General features: G+C 37.4%; 25 protein-coding genes, 1 pseudogene and 2 other annotated features. Of the genes and pseudogenes, 19 read left to right on the top strand and 7 right to left on the bottom strand.

All coding sequences use genetic code 11. From position 1 onward, the window contains the following. Positions 1–147: 147 nt before the first annotated feature. The 3 genes and pseudogenes from BKO01S_RS23760 to BKO01S_RS24555 all read right to left on the bottom strand — a co-directional run. Positions 148–610: pseudogene (locus BKO01S_RS23760) on the bottom strand (transposase); the annotation flags it as partial. 199 nt (positions 611–809) lie between these two features. Beyond that, positions 810–1,436 (bottom strand): LysE family transporter, encoded by a 627-nt coding sequence (locus BKO01S_RS02085; RefSeq protein ID WP_066047966.1) that lies wholly within the window; start codon positions 1,434–1,436, stop codon positions 810–812. A 142-nt stretch (positions 1,437–1,578) separates the two neighbouring features. Next, a complete protein-coding gene (locus BKO01S_RS24555; protein WP_162927778.1) occupies positions 1,579–1,740 on the bottom strand; it encodes a hypothetical protein in 162 nt (53 codons plus the stop codon). Positions 1,741–1,949: 209 nt separating this feature from the next. Between BKO01S_RS24555 and BKO01S_RS02090 the strand changes: the two genes are divergently transcribed. Continuing rightward, positions 1,950–2,150, top strand: a complete 201-nt coding sequence (locus BKO01S_RS02090; RefSeq protein WP_066047968.1) for a cold-shock protein — start codon at positions 1,950–1,952, stop codon at positions 2,148–2,150. Between the two features lie 46 nt (positions 2,151–2,196). Here BKO01S_RS02090 and BKO01S_RS02095 read toward each other — a convergent pair whose 3' ends face one another. Next, positions 2,197–2,694 (bottom strand): GNAT family N-acetyltransferase, encoded by a 498-nt coding sequence (locus tag BKO01S_RS02095; RefSeq protein ID WP_066047970.1) that lies wholly within the window; start codon positions 2,692–2,694, stop codon positions 2,197–2,199. Between the two features lie 109 nt (positions 2,695–2,803). Here BKO01S_RS02095 and BKO01S_RS02100 point away from each other — a divergent pair, with 109 nt between their 5' ends. The 3 genes from BKO01S_RS02100 (at position 2,804) to BKO01S_RS02110 (ending at position 4,002) form a co-directional block, all read left to right on the top strand. Further along, positions 2,804–3,076, top strand: a complete 273-nt coding sequence (locus tag BKO01S_RS02100; protein ID WP_066047972.1) for a hypothetical protein — start codon at positions 2,804–2,806, stop codon at positions 3,074–3,076. 171 nt (positions 3,077–3,247) lie between these two features. Further along, positions 3,248–3,664, top strand: a complete 417-nt coding sequence (locus BKO01S_RS02105; protein WP_066047974.1) for a hypothetical protein — start codon at positions 3,248–3,250, stop codon at positions 3,662–3,664. Positions 3,665–3,771: 107 nt separating this feature from the next. Further along, on the top strand, positions 3,772–4,002 hold the full coding sequence (locus BKO01S_RS02110; RefSeq protein ID WP_066047977.1) for a hypothetical protein: 231 nt from the start codon (positions 3,772–3,774) through the stop codon (positions 4,000–4,002). Between the two features lie 45 nt (positions 4,003–4,047). Here BKO01S_RS02110 and BKO01S_RS02115 read toward each other — a convergent pair whose 3' ends face one another. Further along, positions 4,048–4,227, bottom strand: a complete 180-nt coding sequence (locus BKO01S_RS02115; RefSeq protein WP_066047979.1) for an H-type small acid-soluble spore protein — start codon at positions 4,225–4,227, stop codon at positions 4,048–4,050. A 239-nt stretch (positions 4,228–4,466) separates the two neighbouring features. Between BKO01S_RS02115 and BKO01S_RS02120 the strand changes: the two genes are divergently transcribed. From BKO01S_RS02120 to BKO01S_RS24945, 4 genes are all read left to right on the top strand, one after another. Continuing rightward, complete coding sequence (locus tag BKO01S_RS02120) at positions 4,467–5,216, top strand: DeoR/GlpR family DNA-binding transcription regulator (RefSeq protein WP_066047981.1); 750 nt, start codon at positions 4,467–4,469, stop codon at positions 5,214–5,216. Next, positions 5,213–6,124, top strand: a complete 912-nt coding sequence (gene pfkB / locus BKO01S_RS02125) for a 1-phosphofructokinase (protein ID WP_066047985.1) — start codon at positions 5,213–5,215, stop codon at positions 6,122–6,124. Before BKO01S_RS02120 ends, pfkB begins: the two co-directional genes overlap by 4 nt. Before the next feature lie 13 nt (positions 6,125–6,137). Next, positions 6,138–8,015 (top strand): PTS fructose transporter subunit IIABC, encoded by a 1,878-nt coding sequence (locus BKO01S_RS02130; protein ID WP_066047987.1) that lies wholly within the window; start codon positions 6,138–6,140, stop codon positions 8,013–8,015. A 100-nt stretch (positions 8,016–8,115) separates the two neighbouring features. After that, positions 8,116–8,241, top strand: a complete 126-nt coding sequence (locus BKO01S_RS24945) for a hypothetical protein (protein WP_269748490.1) — start codon at positions 8,116–8,118, stop codon at positions 8,239–8,241. A gap of 40 nt (positions 8,242–8,281) precedes the next feature. Here the strand turns inward: BKO01S_RS24945 and bcbE are convergent, their stop codons facing one another. Continuing rightward, a complete protein-coding gene (gene bcbE, locus BKO01S_RS02135) occupies positions 8,282–9,550 on the bottom strand; it encodes a bacillibactin exporter BcbE (protein WP_066047989.1) in 1,269 nt (422 codons plus the stop codon). Positions 9,551–9,739: 189 nt separating this feature from the next. Here bcbE and BKO01S_RS02140 point away from each other — a divergent pair, with 189 nt between their 5' ends. The 11 genes from BKO01S_RS02140 (at position 9,740) to BKO01S_RS02190 (ending at position 20,083) form a co-directional block, all read left to right on the top strand. Beyond that, complete coding sequence (locus BKO01S_RS02140; RefSeq protein ID WP_066047991.1) at positions 9,740–10,381, top strand: MOSC domain-containing protein; 642 nt, start codon at positions 9,740–9,742, stop codon at positions 10,379–10,381. 74 nt (positions 10,382–10,455) lie between these two features. Continuing rightward, positions 10,456–10,710 (top strand) — a binding site (T-box leader). Positions 10,711–10,741: 31 nt separating this feature from the next. Next, positions 10,742–10,950: a binding site (T-box leader), on the top strand. Between the two features lie 52 nt (positions 10,951–11,002). After that, the gene (gene trpE, locus BKO01S_RS02145; protein ID WP_066047992.1) at positions 11,003–12,385 is read left to right on the top strand and encodes an anthranilate synthase component I; all 1,383 of its coding nucleotides are present in this window, start codon (positions 11,003–11,005) and stop codon (positions 12,383–12,385) included. Beyond that, positions 12,382–12,993, top strand: coding sequence for an anthranilate synthase component II (locus BKO01S_RS02150; RefSeq protein ID WP_066047995.1), 612 nt, complete (start codon positions 12,382–12,384; stop codon positions 12,991–12,993). Before trpE ends, BKO01S_RS02150 begins: the two co-directional genes overlap by 4 nt. Continuing rightward, complete coding sequence (gene trpD, locus BKO01S_RS02155; RefSeq protein ID WP_066047999.1) at positions 12,965–13,993, top strand: anthranilate phosphoribosyltransferase; 1,029 nt, start codon at positions 12,965–12,967, stop codon at positions 13,991–13,993. Before BKO01S_RS02150 ends, trpD begins: the two co-directional genes overlap by 29 nt. Before the next feature lie 2 nt (positions 13,994–13,995). Continuing rightward, positions 13,996–14,784, top strand: a complete 789-nt coding sequence (gene trpC, locus BKO01S_RS02160) for an indole-3-glycerol phosphate synthase TrpC (protein WP_066048001.1) — start codon at positions 13,996–13,998, stop codon at positions 14,782–14,784. Continuing rightward, on the top strand, positions 14,781–15,404 hold the full coding sequence (locus BKO01S_RS02165) for a phosphoribosylanthranilate isomerase (protein ID WP_066048003.1): 624 nt from the start codon (positions 14,781–14,783) through the stop codon (positions 15,402–15,404). Before trpC ends, BKO01S_RS02165 begins: the two co-directional genes overlap by 4 nt. After that, the gene (gene trpB, locus BKO01S_RS02170; RefSeq protein WP_066048004.1) at positions 15,401–16,603 is read left to right on the top strand and encodes a tryptophan synthase subunit beta; all 1,203 of its coding nucleotides are present in this window, start codon (positions 15,401–15,403) and stop codon (positions 16,601–16,603) included. Before BKO01S_RS02165 ends, trpB begins: the two co-directional genes overlap by 4 nt. Next, positions 16,603–17,385, top strand: a complete 783-nt coding sequence (gene trpA / locus BKO01S_RS02175) for a tryptophan synthase subunit alpha (RefSeq protein ID WP_066048005.1) — start codon at positions 16,603–16,605, stop codon at positions 17,383–17,385. The genes trpB and trpA overlap by 1 nt, the downstream gene beginning before the upstream one ends. A 71-nt stretch (positions 17,386–17,456) precedes the next feature. Then, complete coding sequence (locus BKO01S_RS02180) at positions 17,457–18,248, top strand: MBL fold metallo-hydrolase (RefSeq protein WP_232311141.1); 792 nt, start codon at positions 17,457–17,459, stop codon at positions 18,246–18,248. Between the two features lie 58 nt (positions 18,249–18,306). Next, positions 18,307–18,912 carry a sporulation-specific diadenylate cyclase CdaS gene (cdaS, locus tag BKO01S_RS02185; protein ID WP_084361907.1) on the top strand — a complete coding sequence of 202 codons (606 nt, stop codon included), beginning with the start codon at positions 18,307–18,309 and terminating at the stop codon, positions 18,910–18,912. Between the two features lie 70 nt (positions 18,913–18,982). After that, a complete protein-coding gene (locus BKO01S_RS02190; protein WP_066048009.1) occupies positions 18,983–20,083 on the top strand; it encodes an AI-2E family transporter in 1,101 nt (366 codons plus the stop codon). A 66-nt stretch (positions 20,084–20,149) separates the two neighbouring features. Here BKO01S_RS02190 and BKO01S_RS23765 read toward each other — a convergent pair whose 3' ends face one another. Further along, on the bottom strand, positions 20,150–20,257 hold the full coding sequence (locus BKO01S_RS23765; RefSeq protein WP_084361908.1) for a YjcZ family sporulation protein: 108 nt from the start codon (positions 20,255–20,257) through the stop codon (positions 20,150–20,152). Between the last annotated feature and the right edge of the window lie 129 nt (positions 20,258–20,386).

A 20,386-nucleotide genomic window follows, 5' to 3' on the forward strand; every position in this document is an offset into this window, starting at 1 on the left:
GCTCGCTCTTTAAATTTTGACCCTAACCCCTGATATTGTCTCTTTGGGTCTTCATCAAGCACCTTGCAAGTCCAAGTTGCTAGTTTCTTCAAATTTATGGAAGCAAAAGTAAGCATCGCCTGCATGGACAATTTTTTAAGACCTCGTAGGTTTTTTACCATGTTCCTTTCGATCTAGATTCAGCTCCAATTGGAGTTTCTCTTCATAAGCGCGCGTTTCTTTACGCTTGCTTTTACATGTGTATAGTCTACAAATACATGATCAGCAGACAAACAGCCCTTTATCCATAATCTCTTTTAAAATATGATAGAAGATGTCTTCAAACACACTGGATTCAAGATAATGACGCTGATAATTCTTACCGAAGGTTGAGAAGTGAGGTACGATAAGCCACGTTGGTTTCAATCTCTTTTATGGTTTGACGCATGGAACGTATACCCAATATGTATTGGATGAATACCATCTTAAATAAAACGACTGGATCAATACTTGGATGTCCTACCTCCGAATAAAGATTTGTAACCAACGGATAAATAAACGAAAAATCTATGGCTGACTCAAGCTTACGTACTAAATGGTCATGTGGAACTAATTGATCAATTGCCAGCATTTCTAATTGTTCACGTTCATTAAACAGATTTTATGAATAAAGTTGATTCGAACGGAGGTTGGCGACTCCTGCGGGAAAGGCGGCTCGGCCCCGCCCGCGGAAAGCGTCCAACCGGAGTGGAAATTAACCACACTGATTATCTATCTTTATTTTAAAATAAAAAAGACTGTAGCCCCTTTTAGAAAGGGGCTTTTTTGTATTAATTCATAAAAATCTTGTACGCTTCAAAGCCAAAATACAAGCCGAATCCTATCAATGATAAAGATGAGATCAAGGTTATAATTGTTAATATTTTCGTTGTAAGTAATTTTCTAAAGCTGCTTGCAACTGCTGCCATACAGATATCCCAAATGACAAGGCCTAGTATAATGGCACTGCTAAAGTACAATAATTCTGCGTTTTCATACATGGTTGAAGTCTTTGCCAATACAGACCCGTAAATTCCTAACCAAAACAAAATGGTTAATGGATTAGAGATGGACATGAAAAATCCAGTAAAGAAGGATTTAGATAATGAGGCATCCCTTGTTCCTTTGCTATGTACAATCTTTCCTGCATTTAGTAGCCCTTCTACACCTGTGTAAACCAGCACAAAGAATCCAAATAACCATAGGAACAATTTTACGATAGGTATCTCAATAAACTGTGAGAAGCCTAAAAAAACTAGTAGCATATAAAAAATGTCTGCTATAACAGAACCTAGGCCAAGCACCCACGCATGTAAAAATCCATGTTTAATGCCTTTATCCATTTGTGCAGCATTAACGGGACCAATTGGAGCAGCAAGTGATAACCCTAGTAGCACATAACTGAAAAATACACCCAAAGCATTTCCCCTCCAATCAAAATACAACTGCTCGTACAAATTGTATTCATGAAGGAGTGCTCGTACGACTAAAATATGAAAATGATTTAGGTTGTTTAAACAAAATTCCCTTCAACAGGATATTTGTTGAAGGGAATAAGAATTAGTCATTCTCTTGGTATTCTGAATCAATGCGTTCATTAAGGTAAGTATTTAGAGTTGTAGCAAATTGAATAGATTGAAGACTCATTTCTTCCTCAATACCGTAACTAGTAGTCTGCTTTTTATAGGGAATTTGAAAGTTGTTTTGTTTTCGATAATCCATGAATAGTCTCCTTTCACTGTTAGTATGTACACATTCGTATTATTTATTGGAAAAATGTTTTCTATACAAAATTTCACAACAGTGGTATAATCTATTTAGTGGATAAAGCGAAGTAGAAAATCCAATTATTATAAAAAGGGTGATAGATTGGTCTTCTTTTTTATAATAGCTGGATTTTTTATTTTTTAGCTACTTTTAGGAGGGGAAATATGGGATTCGGAAGAAAAAATCAAGAAGAAGTTGTGAAAGAAGAAACAAAGGTGTGGGTCTGCTCATCAGAAAGCTGCAAATGTTGGATTCGTGATAATTTTAAAAGCACCGAAAGCCCAAGCTGCCCTTTATGCAAAAGTGAAATGAAGCAATCAACGAAAATCGTTGAAGTGTTAAATAACCCAAGTAAGTCATACTAATAAGTAAGAGAGAAAGGCTATATATAGCCTTTCTCTAAGGTATTTTCTATTGCCTTGGAAGGATGAGTTGATAGAAGAGTACATCCTGCCAAGTATCAAATTTAAATCCAACCTCTTTAAAATGTCCTGCCAATGTAAATCCAAACTTTTTATGAAGTGCAATACTTCCTTCGTTTCCTGCTGTTATACCTCCGATCATTGTGTGAAATCCGTGCGCATTTGCCCTATTAATAAGCTCAGTCATTAATGCAGTACCAATCCCTAAGCCTCTTGCAGTGGAATCAATGTAGATAGATAATTCTGTAGTAGAATTGTATGCCGGTTTTTCACGGAAAGGACTTAAACTTCCGTAACCGACTACTTCACCATGCCATTCAGATACGATTAATGGATATTTTCCACCGTACTTGGCAAACCAAATTTTTCTTTTTTCTAACGATTCAGGTTCTAAATCAAAGGTTGCAGTTGTGTTTACAATAGCATCATTATATATTGATAAAAGGGTAGGCAAGTCATCAATATGTGCGTCACGTATCTTTAGCATGGTAGTCCTCCAATAAAATAAAAAATAAAATATCTACTATTTTACCTTTTAGATAGCTAATTGAAAATAAAAATATAATTATTCTATACAAAAAGGAGAACGTTTCCTTGTGATTATGACTCACCCATACTTTACTGTAACGAGAAAAATTGTAAATGGTGCTCAGGTAGTGATACAGGAAGAGCAACTTTTAAAAATGTATGAAGATAAAATAACTACAACTATTTCAAGCTTTCCATTTTCTGATATTCATGATATATCGTTTAGGAAATTGACGAAGGAATTAGGTATTCTTTACTTACATACGAATCAAGGTTTGTTTCCATATAAAGTAAGAGAAGAACCTCACCGCTTTATTGAACATTTTTATAAGCTGAAATAGATGAGATAAAGCCACTTGGGTGGCTTTTTTATTTTGCCCGATATCGAATAGAATTAAATACCTAATATTGGAACATGTGACATAAAACAATAAGCGGAATAGTGGTTAAAAAAACCCCAATGAGAGCAAATTAAAGATGCTTCACCAAATGAATTCAAGGGGGTAACACGAATGATAAAGAAAAAAGTTCTTCTTACAGCTATGTCATCAGTTATGACACTTGGGTTATTGTCTGCTTGTGGAGTAGATGATAACAATAATCTAAATAATGACGATGATGTCAACTATAGACCGGTTAGGTACAATCAAAATGATGATAACGGGTTAAACAACAACGGGAACCGTCGTGGTACAGGAACTTTAAACAACAACGGGAACCGTGGAAATGGGATTTTTAACAATGACAACGATCTTGGCGAAAATAACGGTATTTTTGACAACGATCGAAATAATAACTTAAATAACGATTTATTAAATAACGATAATGATGATAATGACCTTGATTTAGATTTAAATGATGACAATAATAACAATGATCGTAATGGTCTTGGTGGAAAAAATGGAAATATGACTGGTAGAGACCGTTAATGACATTTGGTTGGGCTAAATTGGCCCAACCTTTTTTAATATTTGAACTTTTTGTGACAGTTTGTTATAATTATTACAAAATTCAGTATAATTAGTGGAGGTGTCACATGCTTCGTACAATTGTTGCTGGGATCGGTGGGTTTTTTCTAGTATTTATTGAGTCCTTTTTAGTGATGAAGTTAAAAGGTTGGAACTCAATTGAAATTGGAGGTATCGGACCTTTCGTAAGTGTATGGTCAATGAATTTCTTTTTATTATTTACAATGTTTTCTCATGTATCCTTATGGTATGAAAGGCTCCAAAATGAGCGAGAAGAGGCTCAACCCGAAGGGAAATAAAAAGAAGCATCCATATTTCGTCTGGGTGCTTCTTTTGTTTTTTTATTAAACTTCTTCTAGCTCAGAAATATCGACCGTTGATCTTTCTTCTAATGGTCCACGCAAATGAACGGTTGCGGTCTTCCTATCCTCATGAAGCTCGTCAATCCACACAGAAGCACCGTTATACTCCACGTTAATATCTGCTGATGATGATAATATTTGCTTTACTCTTCTAGAATCCATAATTACAGCCTCCTTATCTAATTCATTTACTACTTTCCCCAATTAATAAGTAAAACATGTGACTGTATTTAATCGGATTCGGTCAATTCCCGTGAGAAAATGATAGATTTTTGTCGAAAATTTGATAGTTTTTGATAATTTGAGAAAGATTTTGATAGAAAGTGATTGATTTTTGAAAAGGGTTGCAGTAAACTGAACTCAAGTAATTAATAAAGAAAGCGTTTTAATGAGGTGATACATTGTTAACGCCAGAGCGCCATCGATTGATTTTGCAGCAATTAAAAGAAAAAGGTGTTATAAAGATACAAGACCTTGTTGACTTAACTAATTCATCAGAATCAACGATAAGAAGGGACTTAACACAACTAGAAGATGATAAATTTCTAAAAAGGATACACGGTGGTGCCGCTCGACTACAGGGGAAATTGCAGGAACCGAGCATGGTTGAAAAATCCACCAAAAACCTTCAACCAAAGAGGAGGATTGCCAAGTATGCCTCCAGCTTAGTTGAAGAAGGAGATTGTATTTTTCTTGATGCAGGATCAACAGTTATGGAAATGATCCCCTTCTTACCAAAAAACATCGTGGTAGTAACAAATGGTCTGATGCATGTCAAACCTCTACTTGAAAGAGACATTCCTATGTATCTAATCGGTGGGTTTGCTAAACCTAAGACGAATGCCATTATTGGTCGAGGTGCACTAACTAGTTTGGAGCTATACCGTTTTGACAAATGCTTTATGGGAGTCAATGGAATCCACACTCAATTTGGGTATACAACTCCTGATCAAGAAGAAGCAATGATTAAACAATCAGCAATTGCTCTCTCAAGAGAGGCATTTGTTTTAAGTGATGAATCGAAGTTTTCGGAAATAGCTTTTGCTAAAATTGCAGATTTACACGAAGCGTCGATCATTACAGATGATCTGAACAGTGAGTTCCAAGATCAATACATGAGCAAAACGACAATAAAGGTTGTGAAAGAATGATATACACGGTAACGCTAAATCCTTCACTGGATTACATAGTGGAGGTAGATGATTTAACACTAGGTGATTTAAATCGAACGAAAAACGAATCAAAGTTTCCAGGTGGAAAAGGTATAAATGTTTCAAGATTGCTACAGAGAATGGGTGTTACTAGTAGAGCACTAGGGTTTGTAGGTGGATTTACAGGACTTTACATTAAGAATTACTTAAAAATGGAAGGTATTGAAACAAATTTTGTTGAGGTTAATGAAGATACCCGAATTAATGTGAAGTTAAAATCCACTAGCGAAACCGAAGTGAATGCAAAAGGACCTACTATTCAGGAGGTAGATTTTAGAAAGCTTCAAGAACAAATTTCAGAATTAACCTCAGAAGATACTTTAGTATTGGCTGGAAGTATTCCATCAAGTATGGAATTAAATACGTATGAGAAGCTTGTGTCTATCTGTCACAACAACCAAACAAAGTTTGTGGTAGATGCAGAAGGAGATTTATTAAAGAAAGTTCTACCTTATAAACCTTTTCTTATAAAGCCAAACCACCACGAACTAGGTGAATTATTTAATACAAGTTTTTCAACTGCAGAAGAAGTAATTCCTTATGCTCGTAAGCTTGTAGAAATGGGAGCAGAAAATGTCATTGTTTCCTTAGCAGGAGAAGGGGCTGTGCTTGTAAATCGAGAAGTAGCCTACGTTTCAAATGTACCAAAAGGTGAAGTTAAAAGTTCGGTGGGAGCAGGAGATTCAATGGTTGCCGGATTTCTTGCAAAATACGCAGAAACGAAAGAGATTGAAGAAGCATTCCGTTATAGCGTTGCATCCGGCAGTGCAACAGCATTCTCAATTGGTTTAGCAACGAAAGAAAAGATAGAAAATCTTTATACTCTGGTTAATACTACAAAATTCTAAAGGAGAAAAAGAGATGAAAATTACTGAGATTTTAACAAAAGAAACGATACATCTAAACCTTTCAGGCTCAACAAAGCTTGAAGCGATTGACCAGCTTGTTGATGTGCTTGATCGTGCTGGAAAGCTAACAGATGCAAAGGAATTTAAAGCAGGAATTCTAAAGCGTGAAGAGCAAAGTACGACAGGAATTGGAGAAGGAATCGCTATTCCCCATGCAAAAACAACTGCGGTTAAAACGGCTGCTATTGCATTTGGTAAGTCGGTTAATGGGATTGAATATGATTCCCTTGATGGTCAACCAGCACACTTATTTTTTATGATTGCAGCTCCAGATGGAGCAAACAATACCCATTTGGAAGCGCTCGCAAGACTTTCGTCCATTTTAATGAAAAATGAAGTGAGAGAGGCATTATTAAAGGCGAATACAGAAAGAGATGTTCTAAATATCATTGATCAATACGACCAGGAAGAGAGAGAGGACGGGGAAGAGATGTCTGGGGAAAAGCAATTTATCGTTGCTGTAACTGCTTGTCCAACTGGAATTGCTCACACGTATATGGCCGCTGATTCTCTAAAGGCAAAGGCCGCAGAGCTAGGTGTAGACATTAAAGTAGAAACAAGAGGTTCTGGCGGTGCAAAGAACGTTCTAACTCCTGCTGAAATTGATAGAGCAGTTGCTGTTATTGTTGCTGCAGATACAAATGTGGAAACGGATCGTTTTAGTGGAAAGCATGTTATTGAAACAAAAGTTGCAGATGGCATTCGTAAACCGAAAGAGCTTATCGAAAGAGCACTAAAACAAGATGCTCCAATATTTAAGGGTAGTGGAAATGCAACGGCATCATCTTCTGACCAAAAAGGTCAAGGTGTTGGTGCGACGATTTACAAGCACCTTATGAGTGGTGTATCTAATATGCTTCCATTTGTTGTAGGTGGTGGGATATTAATTGCTATCTCTTTCATGTTTGGTTACAACGCTTTTAATCCAGAAGACCCATCGTATCACCCAATCGCTGAAGCATTAATGACAATTGGTGGCGGCAGTGGTGCATTTGGATTTATAGTTCCTATTTTAGCAGCATTTATTGCCATGAGTATTGCTGATCGTCCTGGGTTTGCAGCTGGTGCTGTTGGAGGTTTATTAGCTAACAGTGGTGGTGCAGGTTTCTTAGGTGGAATTATCGCTGGTTTCTTAGCAGGTTATATTGTTGTTGGTCTAAAAAAGCTTCTAACAAGCTTGCCTTCTTCACTCGAAGGTATTAAAACCATTCTTTTATATCCTTTACTTGGAATTGCGCTAACAGGTTTTGCAATGATTTATATCGTAAATGGTCCAGTTGGAGCGCTTAATACAGGAATTACTAATTGGTTATCTGGTCTTGGTACAGGAAATGCAGTATTACTAGGGTTAGTGTTAGGATTAATGATGGCATTTGATATGGGTGGACCGATTAATAAGGCAGCATATGTTTTTGGTACTGGTTTGCTAGCTAATGGTGTATATGAGCCAATGGCTGCCGTTATGGCCGCAGGTATGGTTCCTCCACTTGGAATTGCGATTGCAACTACTTTCTTTGGTAAGAAGTTTTCAAAGCAAGAAAGAGAAGCAGGTAAAGTGAACTATATCATGGGATTATCTTTTATCACAGAAGGAGCAATTCCATTCGCAGCAGCTGATCCTTTACGTGTCATCCCGTCCCTGATGGCTGGTTCTGCAGTGGCAGGTGCGTTAACAATGATGTTTGGAATTGGTTTACGTGCACCGCACGGTGGGTTATTCGTAGTACCATTAGTTGATGGTGGCTGGTTTATGTATTTAATCGCTATTGCTGCAGGCGCAATCGTGTCTGGAGTACTACTTGGATTAGTAAAGAAACAAGTTCAACAATAAATCTTTCAGGTCAGTGGGTTCTCCACTGACCTTTTTTATGTGTAGAAGGCGGTTAGATAAGCCATATTAAATGTAGCTTGAATAAAGGAGGGTTACTAATATGACAAAAAGAAACATAAAAACGAAATCAGGCATGCAAAGTGTACCGAAAAGTATTAATGATATGGATCTATCAGGAAATGCCTCAGAAAAAGAAAAGAAAGCAGAAAAGAAAAGACCAAATTAAAGAGAAAAAAAGTCGTACTGGCAAAGCAGTACGACTTTTTTTAATGGGCATTTTTCTTGTTAGGTTTAATCCCAAAGAAAATGATAACTAAACCAACGGCACTTATACCTGCTAAAATATAGAACAAAGAGGACTGGAAACTCTTTTGTAGAATTGCCATCACAGGTGGTCCTACAGCAACCCCAATAAACCTCATCGAACTATAGATGGAGGAGATTGTCCCCCTTTCTTCCATTTCAATTCCTTCCGTTATAAAGGCGTCTAAGCAAGGGAGACCTACTCCAATACCTATCCCACCAATTGTAAACATGGCAATTAGAAACCATAATTGATCTGAGAAGCTCAATGCAACTGTACTTATGACAAGTAGCCCTATCCCTGTAAAAGTAATCCATTTCATCAGGATTTTGTTTTCTTTAATCATTTTACCAGTGATATATGAAGAAAGGCATAGGGCTCCAAGTGGAATGGTTAAAAATAGTCCTTTTTTTACATCTTTTATATTATATTGTTTTTCTAAAATATCCGATAAATAGAACAGCACAGCAAAAAGGACAAACATAAGAATGACACCAACGATAAAAACAGTATAGAGCCAACGCCCATTTTCTAAGAAGATTTTTTTTACTTTGTGAATAAACTTTTTAAACGGAACAGGTTCTTTTTTCTTTTTTGGATTCTGAACAAGAAACAGTGTTAAAAGGATAGAAATTAAACAAAACACAGGAATAGACCAGAATGGTAAATGCCAGAAAAAGCTTGCTAAAAATGCACCTAAGATGGGGCTTAGTACTTTGCCCAAGGTATTTGAAGTTTCAATGACGCCTAAGGAACTACTGACTTCTTCTTCGCTTTTAAACATATCACCAATAAGTGGCATTACGATAGGGAAAGCACCTGCTGCACCAACCCCTTGTAAAGCTCGACTTATGAGAATAATCCAGTAGGGGTCCTCTATTTTCCAAGCAGCCCATCCTGAAATGAGACCTCCAATACCTGCAATAAATAAACTCGGAATGATAACTTTTTTTCTTCCGATATGATCAGATAGGTAGCCTGCTATTGGAATAAGGAGGATGGCTACGATTGAATATACAGTAATTATCATGCTAGTCTGGAAAGGAGAAATGTTAATTTTCTTTTCCATAACTGGAAGTACCGGTATTAGCATGGAGTTTCCCAGTGTCATAACAAGAGGAATGGAGGACAGAGATAGTACCGCCCACCGTTGATTATGGTGTTTACCATCACCCTTCTTTTTGTCTTCTTTAAATTTTTTCCCATGCCTAGACTTATAAGAATTTGACATTTCGACCCGCCTTCATTTTTAAGTATTTATAAGAAGGGACCTTTTCGCCCAAAACAAGGGTATTTCTCACATATTAATAATATGGACAGAAATCCCGAAACTAATGAGTTTTTTCTCTTACATAAAAATGGATTTTCCAAACATTCTAGGCTAAAATATGTATCATCATTAGGTGTAAGGGGTGACAATATGGGAGAAATTATATCGCTAAGTGTTGGAAAGCCAAAAGATTTTATGTGGAAAGGGAAAAGCGAAAGTTCAGGAATTGGGAAAGGAAAGGTGTCGGTTGCCGAGTTAACAAAAGATGGTTTTGTTGGTGACGGTGTCGCTAGTATAGAATTCCATGGAGGACCAGAACGCGCTGTTTGTGTGTATTCTTATGAACATTATCAGCAATGGGAAAAAGAATTTAATGTAAAGCTTTCCCCACCGTCCTTAGGGGAAAACTTATGTGTGACAGGCATGCTTGAAAAAGATGTTTACATTGGGGATGTTTATTCCCTTGGGAATGCCGTTGTTCAAGTCACACAAGGGCGTGTTCCCTGTTCCAAAATCTCTAAGTTCAATGAGATAGACTTGTTTTTAAAAAGGATTGTTGAGACAAACTATACGGGTTACTTCTTTAAAGTGTTACAAGAAGGAAAGGTACATAGCGAAGGGAAACTTGAACTGTTAGATAGAACTCAAGAAAAAGTATCCATACTTTACGCGAATCAAATTTTCCTCCATGATAAAAAAAATAGAGCTGGTTTAAAAGACTTATTAGAAGTAGATGAACTAGCAGATGTGTGGAGACAAAATATTGAAAAGCTCTTAGCAAAAACTATTTAATTTACTTTTAAAAATTTTCAGTTTATATGGTTGACTTTTGTTTGTATTTTTTATATGATAATAAACAATTAAAGACTACGGCGTTGAAGAAGAGTAGTACCTAATACAGAAACTTTAGAGAGCTGATGGTTGGTGAGAATCAGTGTGGAAGTTTTAGGGAATGGACTTTGGAGCCTCCAAACCGAACCTATATATAGGAGTAGGCCTTGGCGAAAGTCTCATCGTTACAAGAGACAGATATTTGTTGCTTCAATTTAGCAAAGATATCTGTAAAGTGAGCTAATACTATTAGCTAATAAAGGTGGCACCACGGGTTTCTCGTCCTTTTTCAGGAGAGAAGCCCTTTTTGTATTTCATAAAATAAAATCGTCGATTAAGAGTAGTAAGCCAAGTGTGTTTGACACAGAGAGTCGGGATTGCTGAGAACCGACCGTACCCTTGGCTGAATGGACTTAAGAGAGTGGTCTTGAACACGGAGTAGGGACCAACGGATATCCACCGTTACAAGGATGTAAAGGGAGCATCTAGCTCTGAATCTGAGGTGGCACCACGATTTATTCGTCCTCTATACGTAGTCTTCTACGTATAGAGGACTTTTTTTATTTATAAGGAGGGAAAAAAATGAACGCCAATTTACAGAACATTATTATTGAAGAAATTCTTGGTGACACGTTAACACCCATTTCTATATTTCAGCGACTTAAGGGTGTAAAGAAATGTTTACTAGAAAGCTCATTAAAGCATGAACATTCGGGCAGGTATTCTTTTATCGCAGCAAATCCTGCGGTCGAGTTAAAGGGGAGCGGTCATAAAACAACCCTTATAAAAAAACAAAGCAGTGAAACGATTGAAGCGAATCCTTTAGAGGTATTAAAAAGAATTATACCTCATGTGGAACATGAGTTCTTTAAAGATATCCCTTTCATTGGGGGAGCAGCAGGTTTTGTAAGCTATGACATTGTTCGTTACTACGAGGAGATTGGCAAAACACCAAAGGATGAAATGGAAATTCCAGAGGTTCACTTCCTTTTATTTGAAACCATTGTGGTTTTTGATCATTTAACACAAAAAGTATTTATTGTCGGAATTCCTATTTCTGAAGACACAGCTGATGTAAAGAGCTTAGTGGAAGAAACTAAGAAGATGATCATGACGGGGAGAGAAGAAGAGACTTTACCGGTTTCCATCTCTTCCTATGAAGCATCGATTTCAAAGGAGGAGTTCATTGAAAGGGTTAAAAAAGCTAAGGAGTATATCGTTGAAGGTGACATATTTCAAGTTGTACTTTCCCAACGGATGAAAGCATCAATTAAGGGTGATCCGTTCTCATTTTATCGGAAGCTTCGAGTTCAAAATCCTTCCCCGTATATGTATTATTTTGATTTTGAACATTATGTGGTGGCAGGGGCGTCACCGGAAAGTTTAATGAAAGCTGTCGGGAATACCGTGTATACGAACCCTATTGCTGGTACAAGACCAAGAGGAAAAACAGCGGAAGAAGATGATCATCTAAGTGTCGAATTGATACAAGATGAAAAGGAATTAGCAGAACATCGTATGCTCGTTGACCTTGGGCGAAATGATTTAGGTAGAGTTTGTGAATTCGGTAGTGTACAGGTCAGTAAGTATATGGATATCGAGAAGTATAAGCATGTGATGCATATTGTTTCTGAAGTACAAGGAACGTTGAAAGGTAGTTATCATCCCATTGATGCATTAATTTCTTGCCTTCCCGCCGGAACGGTTTCTGGAGCTCCGAAAATTCGAGCAATGGAAATTATCAACGAACTAGAGGATGTAAAACGAGGCATTTATTCAGGTGCAGTCGGCTATTACTCTGCTAACGGAAATATCGACTTTGCTTTAGCGATCCGTACAATGGTGATTAAGGATTCCCAAGCCTATATACAAGCTGGTGCAGGAATTGTGTATGATTCAGTTCCAGAAAAAGAGTATGAAGAAACGATTCACAAAATGAAAGCTTTCTTGGAGGTTGAAAAATGATTTTACTAATTGATAATTATGATTCCTTTACCTTCAATCTATATCAATATTTAGGTGAACTCGGGGAGCAAATCATTGTAAAAAGAAATGATGCTCTAACGATTGAAGAGATTATTGAGCTATCTCCAAAAGCCATTGTGATCTCTCCTGGACCAGGTCGTCCTGAACAAGCTGGAATTTGTATTGAAGTCATCAAACAGCTATACAAATCAATACCAATACTAGGAATATGTTTAGGACATCAAGCGATTGGTTATGCCTTTGGGGCTACGGTTACGAAAGCAAAGGAAATTATGCATGGGAAAATTTCAAAGATTTCACATACAAAGAATGAGCTTTTTAAAGAGTTTGAAGAGCCGCTAGATGTGATGCGGTATCATTCCTTGGTTATCGAAAAAGGGACATTACCAGACACGATACAAGTACTTGCTACCTCTATTGACGATGGAGAGATTATGGCGATTAAACACAAAGAAGCACCAATGTATGGTTTTCAATTTCATCCCGAGTCAGTGGGTACAGAAAGTGGTAAAAATCTAATTCAAGCATTTCTAACAGCAATTGGAGAGGAGCTTCAAAATGAGAGAGTATCTACAAAAACTGTCTGAAAAAAAATCACTAGACCAAACAGAGATGAAAGAAGCAGTTAGTAAACTTTTTTCGGATGAAGTAACTGATAGCGAAATTGCAGCATTTCTTATTGGCTTGAAGACAAAAGGAGAAACCGTCGAGGAAATAGTTGGTTTAGTACAGGCGGTTCGTGAAAATTCACTTACTTTTACCCGTAAAGTGGAGAATGTGATGGATAATTGTGGGACTGGTGGGGATGGATCGAAAAGCTTCAATGTGAGTACCACGTCTGCGTTTGTTATTGCCGGAGCAGGGATACCGGTTGCAAAGCATGGAAATAGAAGTATCTCTAGCAAAACAGGAAGTGCAGATGTTTTGGAGCATTTAGGGATTAATTTAACGTTAACCCCAAAAGAAGCAGAAGAATGTTTAGATAATGTAGGAATCAGCTTCTTATTTGCTCCCCATGTACATCCAAAGATAAAAAACATTATGAAAGTGAGAAGAGAGCTTAAAATCCCAACAATATTTAACTTAATTGGACCCTTAACAAATCCGATGGAACTAGATTATCAACTTCTTGGAATATATCGAAGAGACTTACTTCAGACCTTTGGTGAGGTGCTTAAAACACTAGGTAGAAAACGGGCAGTTGTAATCAATGGTGCAGGATATATGGATGAAGCATCGTTACAGGGTGAGAATCATTTATTCATTCTAGATAACGGTACGATATCAGAAAAGATTCTAACTCCTGAAGAAGTAGGTCTTACTTCATACCCAAACGAATCAATCATCGGTGGAAATGCCATGAGAAATGGAGAAATCCTATTATCTGTTTTGAATGGGGAAAAAGGAGCGTGTCGAGATACAGTGTTGTTAAATGCAGGAATAGGAATATATGCAAGCGGAAAAACGGATTCGATAGTAGAAGGGATTGCGAAGGCAAAAGAAAGTATCGATAGTGGAGCAGCTAAACAAAAGCTTGAAGATCTAATTGCAAAAGGAGAAACATTCAGAAAGGAAGGAGTTGTATAACGATGGAAACAATCCTAGACAAAATTATAGCTGAGAAACAGAGAGAAGTACTTTCCTTAAAAGAACGCCCACTGCTAAAAGAGATTGACAGAAATCATGTATCCTTTATTCAGAAATTACAACAAGCAGAGGAAGTAAAAATAATAGCAGAGTTTAAAAGAGCATCTCCTTCAAAAGGAGCAATAAATTTAGAATGTGATCCGTCAGAACAGACATTACAGTATGTGAGGGCAGGTGCCGATGCGGTAAGTGTACTAACAGATCGCAGTTTTTTTAAGGGAGATTTCCGAGACTTGGAGGAAGTTCGAAAGACGATCGGGGCACCTATTCTTTGCAAAGATTTCATTATAGACCCTATTCAAATCGATTACGCAAAGCATGCTGGTGCTGACCTTATTTTATTAATAGCCGCGGCGTTAGATCAAAAAACATTGCATTCTCTCTATCATTATGCAACGAAAAAGGGTCTTGAGGTATTGATGGAGGTTCACAACGAGGAAGAATTAGATAAAGTGTTGACTACGGATAACGTCTTAATTGGTGTCAATAACCGGAACTTAAAAACATTTGAAGTCGATTTAGCAACAACCGAACGGTTAGCTGCGAAAGTGGTTGACTCAAAAAGATACTTAATAAGCGAGAGTGGAATCGCTACTACAGAGGATGTAAGAAGAGTTGTTCATGCAGGGGCATCTGGAATTTTAGTAGGCGAAACGTTTATGAGACACGAAAAGCCGGAAGAAGCATTACGGTCCATGAAACTTCCGTTAAGAAGGGTGGCTTCTAATTGAAAGTAAAAATATGTGGAATTACTGATATACATGCAGCAAAGGTTGCTGTCGAAGCAGGAGCTGATGCCATTGGTTTTGTTTTTGCAGATAGCAAACGAAAGGTTACGATTAATCAAGCGAAAGCTATCATCGACACTCTACCAACTGATGTACGTAAAGTGGGTGTATTTGTAAATGAAGACATAGAAACCATCCAAGACATTATAGATATGACGGGGCTAACGATGGTTCAACTTCATGGTGATGAAGATCCTGAGACTTGTAAAAAATTTTCAGTACCAGTAATCAAGGCTTTAGGTGTATCATCAAAGAAAGATTGTGAGAAAATTCAGGAATATCCATGTGAATATATATTATTAGATAGTCCAAAAGGTAAATACCGTGGTGGAAACGGCGAGACGTTTCCATGGGAGATGGTTGACTCTGAGGCTCTCAAAGGGAAAAAGCTCATTGTAGCAGGCGGACTAAATATCAACAACGTCTCATTAGCTATTCAATCACTTCATCCATTTATGGTTGATGTTAGTAGTGGAGTGGAGACGAACGGTAAAAAAGATGATGAGAAAATGATTCAATTTTTAAGTAAAGCGAAAATGGGGACAGGGGAGTTTTGTCAATGACTACGTATGCAATGCCAGATGAAAAAGGCCATTTTGGAATATACGGGGGAAGATTTGTACCAGAAACGTTAATGCAAGCCGTTCTAGAGCTAGGGCAGGCATATGATGATGCAAAAAATGATGAAAGCTTCCAAGCCGATCTAACTTATTTACTAAAAGAGTATGTGGGGAGAGAAACACCTTTATATTTTGCTGAAAATTTAACAAAGCATGCAAATGGAGCAAAAATCTATTTAAAAAGAGAGGATTTAAACCACACAGGTGCTCATAAAATTAATAACACGGTCGGTCAGGCACTATTAGCTGTTAGAATGGGTAAAAAGAAAATTGTTGCCGAAACGGGTGCGGGACAGCATGGGGTAGCAACGGCAACTGTTTGTGCTTTATTAAACCTAGAATGCGTTATATTCATGGGAGAGGAAGATATCAAGAGACAACAACTGAATGTGTTTCGAATGGAGTTATTAGGAGCAAAGGTGGTATCTGTTACCTCTGGAAGCCGTACGCTAAAGGATGCATGTAATGAAGCTTTACGATACTGGGTTTCCAATGTAACAGATACTCACTATATCCTTGGTTCAGTAATGGGGCCACACCCGTTTCCGATGATGGTGAGAGATTTTCAAAGTGTCATCGGGAAGGAAACAAAGCAACAGTATAATGAGAAATTTGGAAAGAATCCAGAAGCCATTATAGCTTGTATTGGTGGTGGAAGTAACTCCATGGGAATGTTTTATCCTTTTGTTGAAGACAGTGAGGTAAAGCTAATTGGTGTGGAGGCTGCTGGCCATGGTATTGATACGGAACAACATGCAGCTTCACTAACAAAAGGAAAGCCTGGCGTATTACACGGTGCACTTATGTATTTGCTACAAGATGATGCTGGTCAAATTCAAGAGGCTCATTCGATTTCTGCAGGATTAGATTACCCAGGTGTTGGGCCAGAACATAGTTACTTAAAAGATATTGGGAGAGTACAGTACGAAAGCATTACAGATTCTGAAGCGTTAGATGCATTAAAACTATTGTGTAGACTGGAAGGGATAATCCCTGCGCTTGAAAGTGCACATGCTGTAGCATATGCATTAAAACATGCTCAAACAATGTCACAAAATGAGTCTATCGTCGTCTGTCTATCGGGTCGTGGAGACAAAGATGTTCAAACCATACAAGCAAATATGAAGGAGGCATTAGAATAATGAATCGCATTGAAAAGGCGTTCCATAGCCTAAAAGAGAAAAATGGTAAGGCATTTGTACCGTATTTGATGGCAGGGGATGGAGGATTAGATCAGTTATTGGAACAATTAATCTTTTTAGAGAGTTGTGGGGCGACAGCAATAGAAATTGGCATTCCCTTTTCCGATCCAGTAGCTGACGGACCGGCTATTCAAGAAGCAGGGATTCGTTCATTACAGTTGGGTACTACCTTAAAGGGAGTGTTGTCAGCAATTCAAACGATTCGCCCGATTGTGTCAACCCCGCTTATCTTAATGACCTATATGAACCCAATTTATGCATACGGCATTGGTTCCTTTATTCATGACGCGGTGAAGGCGGGAATAGATGGGTGCATCATTCCTGACTTACCTATTGAAGAGGAAGAATTAATTGCTTCTCATTTACAAGATGCTAATATTGAATTGATTCGTTTAGTTACATTAACGAGTCCAATTGAAAGAATAGAAGAGATCGCTAAGAAAGGTCGAGGTTTCTTATACGCTGTCACAGTAACGGGAATAACAGGTGCTCGAACAGAATTTAATACTAGTGTTGCTGAGTACTTAAAGAATATTAAAAGCGTAAGTCCTATTCCTGTTTTGGCAGGATTCGGAATTTCTACACCTGAACAGGTGGTAGAGTTAGGCTCTTACTGCGATGGGGTTGTTGTTGGTAGTAAGATTGTTCAGTTTTTCCATGAAAAGAAATTAAATGAAATTGAACATTTAATTGCAGCATCGAAAACAGCGGACGTTTCTTGAAAAAATTGTAATCAGCCTCCTAACATGAATATGGTGAAACATAGACATCATATACATAGGGGTGAATAAACTTGGATATTAGAAAAAACAAGATTACCAATGACTTATACGGTTATCGTACAGCGATAGCTAATATCGCACTAGTAGGTGGTTGTGGAGCTGAGGGGAACGACTGGGTATTAATTGATGCGGGAGTTCCTTTCTCAGGGAGTTATATTAAGCATTTTATTGAAAAAGTGATAGGCCTTGGAAAGAAACCGATTGCTGTTGTTTTGACACATGCTCATTTTGACCATGTTGGTGGTCTGTCCTACCTACTAAATAAATGGCGGATTCCTGTGTATATACATGAACGGGAACAAGTGTATGTAACGGGGGAAAAAGATTATCCACCACCACATCCATTTATTGAAAAAGGGCTTATGGCATTTATTTCACCTCTTTATCCTAGGAAAGCAATAAATGTCCAATCGTATGTACGTATGCTACCAACAGACGGTTCCATACCTGAAATGCCTGGTTGGAAGTGGATCCATACACCTGGACACACAGAGGGCCATGTTTCCCTGTTCCGTGAAAAGGACCGTGTAGTAATTGCGGGTGACGCACTTATTACTGTCAAGCAGGAATCAGCTTTAGCGGTTTTAACTCAAAGGAAAGAGATCCATGCTCCACCGGCATATTTCACTCAAGATTGGGATCTGTCATATGATTCGATAAAAAAGATTCAGACTCTTAAACCATCGCTTATTTATACTGGCCATGGAAAGCCAATGGAGGGTATGGAACTGAAAAAGGGACTCGACCTATTGCTAGGGCGCTTTGAAAGAGAAATGATGGGTAATGAAAAATATGTTCATTAAAGAAGGGCCTTAGTAATCATTACTAGGGCGTCTTTACTTAGAAAGCATGTTGTAGGAGGTGGAGAGATTGTATGAACAAAAAAGATTTCAACAGGATGTAAAGCTAATGCTATCAACGATACAGGAAAAAACGAATTCTATTCAAGAGACTATTTCTGAGGAAGATTGTTGTATTTTATCTGAGTTTGATCTATTACTTAAGTTGGTTTCTGATGCTCAATCTGTTGCATCCTCTTATTATCTAGAATCATATTTATCGCCATACACAACAGAATACAATCAAATTGCGAAGGCATCATCTAAGCTATCCGAAAAGAGACACGGAGCATTAATTGTCGTTGAAAGAAAGCAACCATTAGTAGACATATTACATAATGGTGTCTTGATAGGTGCAAAATTTAGTCAAACTCTTCTCGAAACCATATTCTATCCTGGAAACCCATTGCACGATGGTGCAGTTTTGATACAAAATGATTTCATTCACTCAGCGGGTAATATCTTACCTGTAAGTAATCAAACGTTTCAAAGTAAAAAGCTCGGTACAAGGCACCGAGCAGCATTAGGACTATCTGAAATGACTGATGCCATTATGATTGTGGTCTCTGAGGAGACGGGGCGTATTACATTTGCGATTAATGGGAATTTACATGTAGTGAAGACATAAGTAGAAAAGTTTGGCATTTATTTCATTTCCTGCTATCATCGTATATATATCTATTGTGGGGAAGTGTAACATGTCATTATCTAGAAAAAAATGGTTTCAGGCGATGATCGCTATCATTTTACTCCTTATTATTTCATTATTAATTAGAGAGAATATCTTTTTATTTCAGCCTCTTATCGTATTGTTACAGACTATATTTTTGCCCTTCGTAGTAGCTGGAATATTATTTTATTTATGTAGACCTTTCATTTTTTGGCTAGTGAAAAAAAAGGTACCGAAATGGCTGGCTATTTTATCCGCTTATTTGACGGTAACACTTGTTTTTTATGGGGTGTACCGTTTAATTGGACCGATTATCTCTGATCAACTAGATCTTTTTATAAACAATATACCAAATATGGTTAGTTCGGTTGTTGACGGAATTAGATATATACAAGAAAATCGTGATACATTCCCAGAATTTATTCAACAGGCCATTATAGATGGTAGTAAACAACTAGAGACACAAATTAAAAACAATACCGGTAATATTGCTGAAGGTATTTTTTCTATTTTTGGATTTATCGGAGGGTTTATTAATACCATTTTCTATTTGGTGTTAGTTCCATTTATCCTGTTTTATATGTTAAAGGATAGCGACCATTTTGCACCAAGAGTGGCTAGTTTCTTTAAAAAGGATTTACAACAAGATGTATTACAAATCCTAAAGGAAACAGATCGAACCATCTCTACCTACATACAAGGACAATTAATTGTAAGCTTGTGTGTTGGAGTATTACTATATATTGGATATTTAATTATCGATCTTGACTATTCATTGGTATTGGCGTTGTTTGCAATGTTAATGAATGTTATTCCTTTTTTAGGCCCGTTCTTAGCGGTAGTTCCTGCCCTGTTTGTTGCGTTATTTCAAGATCCCATTATGCTCGTCTATGTTGCCATCATAACGGTGATTGCTCAACAAGTAGAAGGGAATGTCATCTCACCACAAGTAATGGGGAAAAGCTTGAATATTCACCCGTTAACGATTATTGTTCTTATTTTAACCGCAGGGAATTTAATGGGGTTATTAGGTATTATTTTCGTCATTCCTCTTTATTCCATTGTTAAAGTACTTGTGACACATGTACTCAAAATATATAGATTAAATAAACAAGACCTGTCTTCTTAAATAGAAGCCAGGTCTCGTTTGTTTAGAAGCAAACCTGTCAAGCAAAGGTATTTTTGTTAGTTATTTTTAGTTGTTAAAATAAGAAGCACCGACAATGATCAACAGGATAAACAATACAACAAGTAGAGCAAATCCGTTGTTAAAACCTCCGTTATAGCCTTGATTGCAGCCCATTCCTTTCACCTCCACTTAAAAAGTGAACAGCTTGTATACTGTCTATTTATCCTATGACGAAAACGTCATGATGGTTGGACAAGTTAACTAGGTCAAACACCCTTTTTTGTTTATTAATTAATAAGTTTG

This window comes from Robertmurraya korlensis NBRC 107688 (assembly GCF_001591645.1).
Taxonomy (GTDB): Bacteria; Bacillota; Bacilli; order Bacillales; family Cytobacillaceae; genus Robertmurraya_A.

Coding starts and splice junctions, on each gene's coding strand:
- BKO01S_RS02150 (WP_066047995.1), top strand. CDS start 12,382: ATGATTTTACTAATTGATAATTATGATTCCTTTACCTTCAATCTATAT.
- bcbE (WP_066047989.1), bottom strand. CDS start 9,550: ATGTCAAATTCTTATAAGTCTAGGCATGGGAAAAAATTTAAAGAAGAC.
- trpD (WP_066047999.1), top strand. CDS start 12,965: ATGAGAGAGTATCTACAAAAACTGTCTGAAAAAAAATCACTAGACCAA.
- BKO01S_RS02190 (WP_066048009.1), top strand. CDS start 18,983: ATGTCATTATCTAGAAAAAAATGGTTTCAGGCGATGATCGCTATCATT.
- BKO01S_RS02105 (WP_066047974.1), top strand. CDS start 3,248: ATGATAAAGAAAAAAGTTCTTCTTACAGCTATGTCATCAGTTATGACA.
- BKO01S_RS02115 (WP_066047979.1), bottom strand. CDS start 4,227: ATGGATTCTAGAAGAGTAAAGCAAATATTATCATCATCAGCAGATATT.
- BKO01S_RS02090 (WP_066047968.1), top strand. CDS start 1,950: ATGGGATTCGGAAGAAAAAATCAAGAAGAAGTTGTGAAAGAAGAAACA.
- trpC (WP_066048001.1), top strand. CDS start 13,996: ATGGAAACAATCCTAGACAAAATTATAGCTGAGAAACAGAGAGAAGTA.
- BKO01S_RS24555 (WP_162927778.1), bottom strand. CDS start 1,740: ATGGATTATCGAAAACAAAACAACTTTCAAATTCCCTATAAAAAGCAG.
- trpE (WP_066047992.1), top strand. CDS start 11,003: ATGAACGCCAATTTACAGAACATTATTATTGAAGAAATTCTTGGTGAC.
- BKO01S_RS24945 (WP_269748490.1), top strand. CDS start 8,116: ATGACAAAAAGAAACATAAAAACGAAATCAGGCATGCAAAGTGTACCG.
- trpB (WP_066048004.1), top strand. CDS start 15,401: ATGACTACGTATGCAATGCCAGATGAAAAAGGCCATTTTGGAATATAC.
- pfkB (WP_066047985.1), top strand. CDS start 5,213: ATGATATACACGGTAACGCTAAATCCTTCACTGGATTACATAGTGGAG.
- BKO01S_RS23765 (WP_084361908.1), bottom strand. CDS start 20,257: ATGGGCTGCAATCAAGGCTATAACGGAGGTTTTAACAACGGATTTGCT.
- BKO01S_RS02110 (WP_066047977.1), top strand. CDS start 3,772: ATGCTTCGTACAATTGTTGCTGGGATCGGTGGGTTTTTTCTAGTATTT.
- BKO01S_RS02095 (WP_066047970.1), bottom strand. CDS start 2,694: ATGCTAAAGATACGTGACGCACATATTGATGACTTGCCTACCCTTTTA.
- trpA (WP_066048005.1), top strand. CDS start 16,603: ATGAATCGCATTGAAAAGGCGTTCCATAGCCTAAAAGAGAAAAATGGT.
- BKO01S_RS02140 (WP_066047991.1), top strand. CDS start 9,740: ATGGGAGAAATTATATCGCTAAGTGTTGGAAAGCCAAAAGATTTTATG.
- BKO01S_RS02130 (WP_066047987.1), top strand. CDS start 6,138: ATGAAAATTACTGAGATTTTAACAAAAGAAACGATACATCTAAACCTT.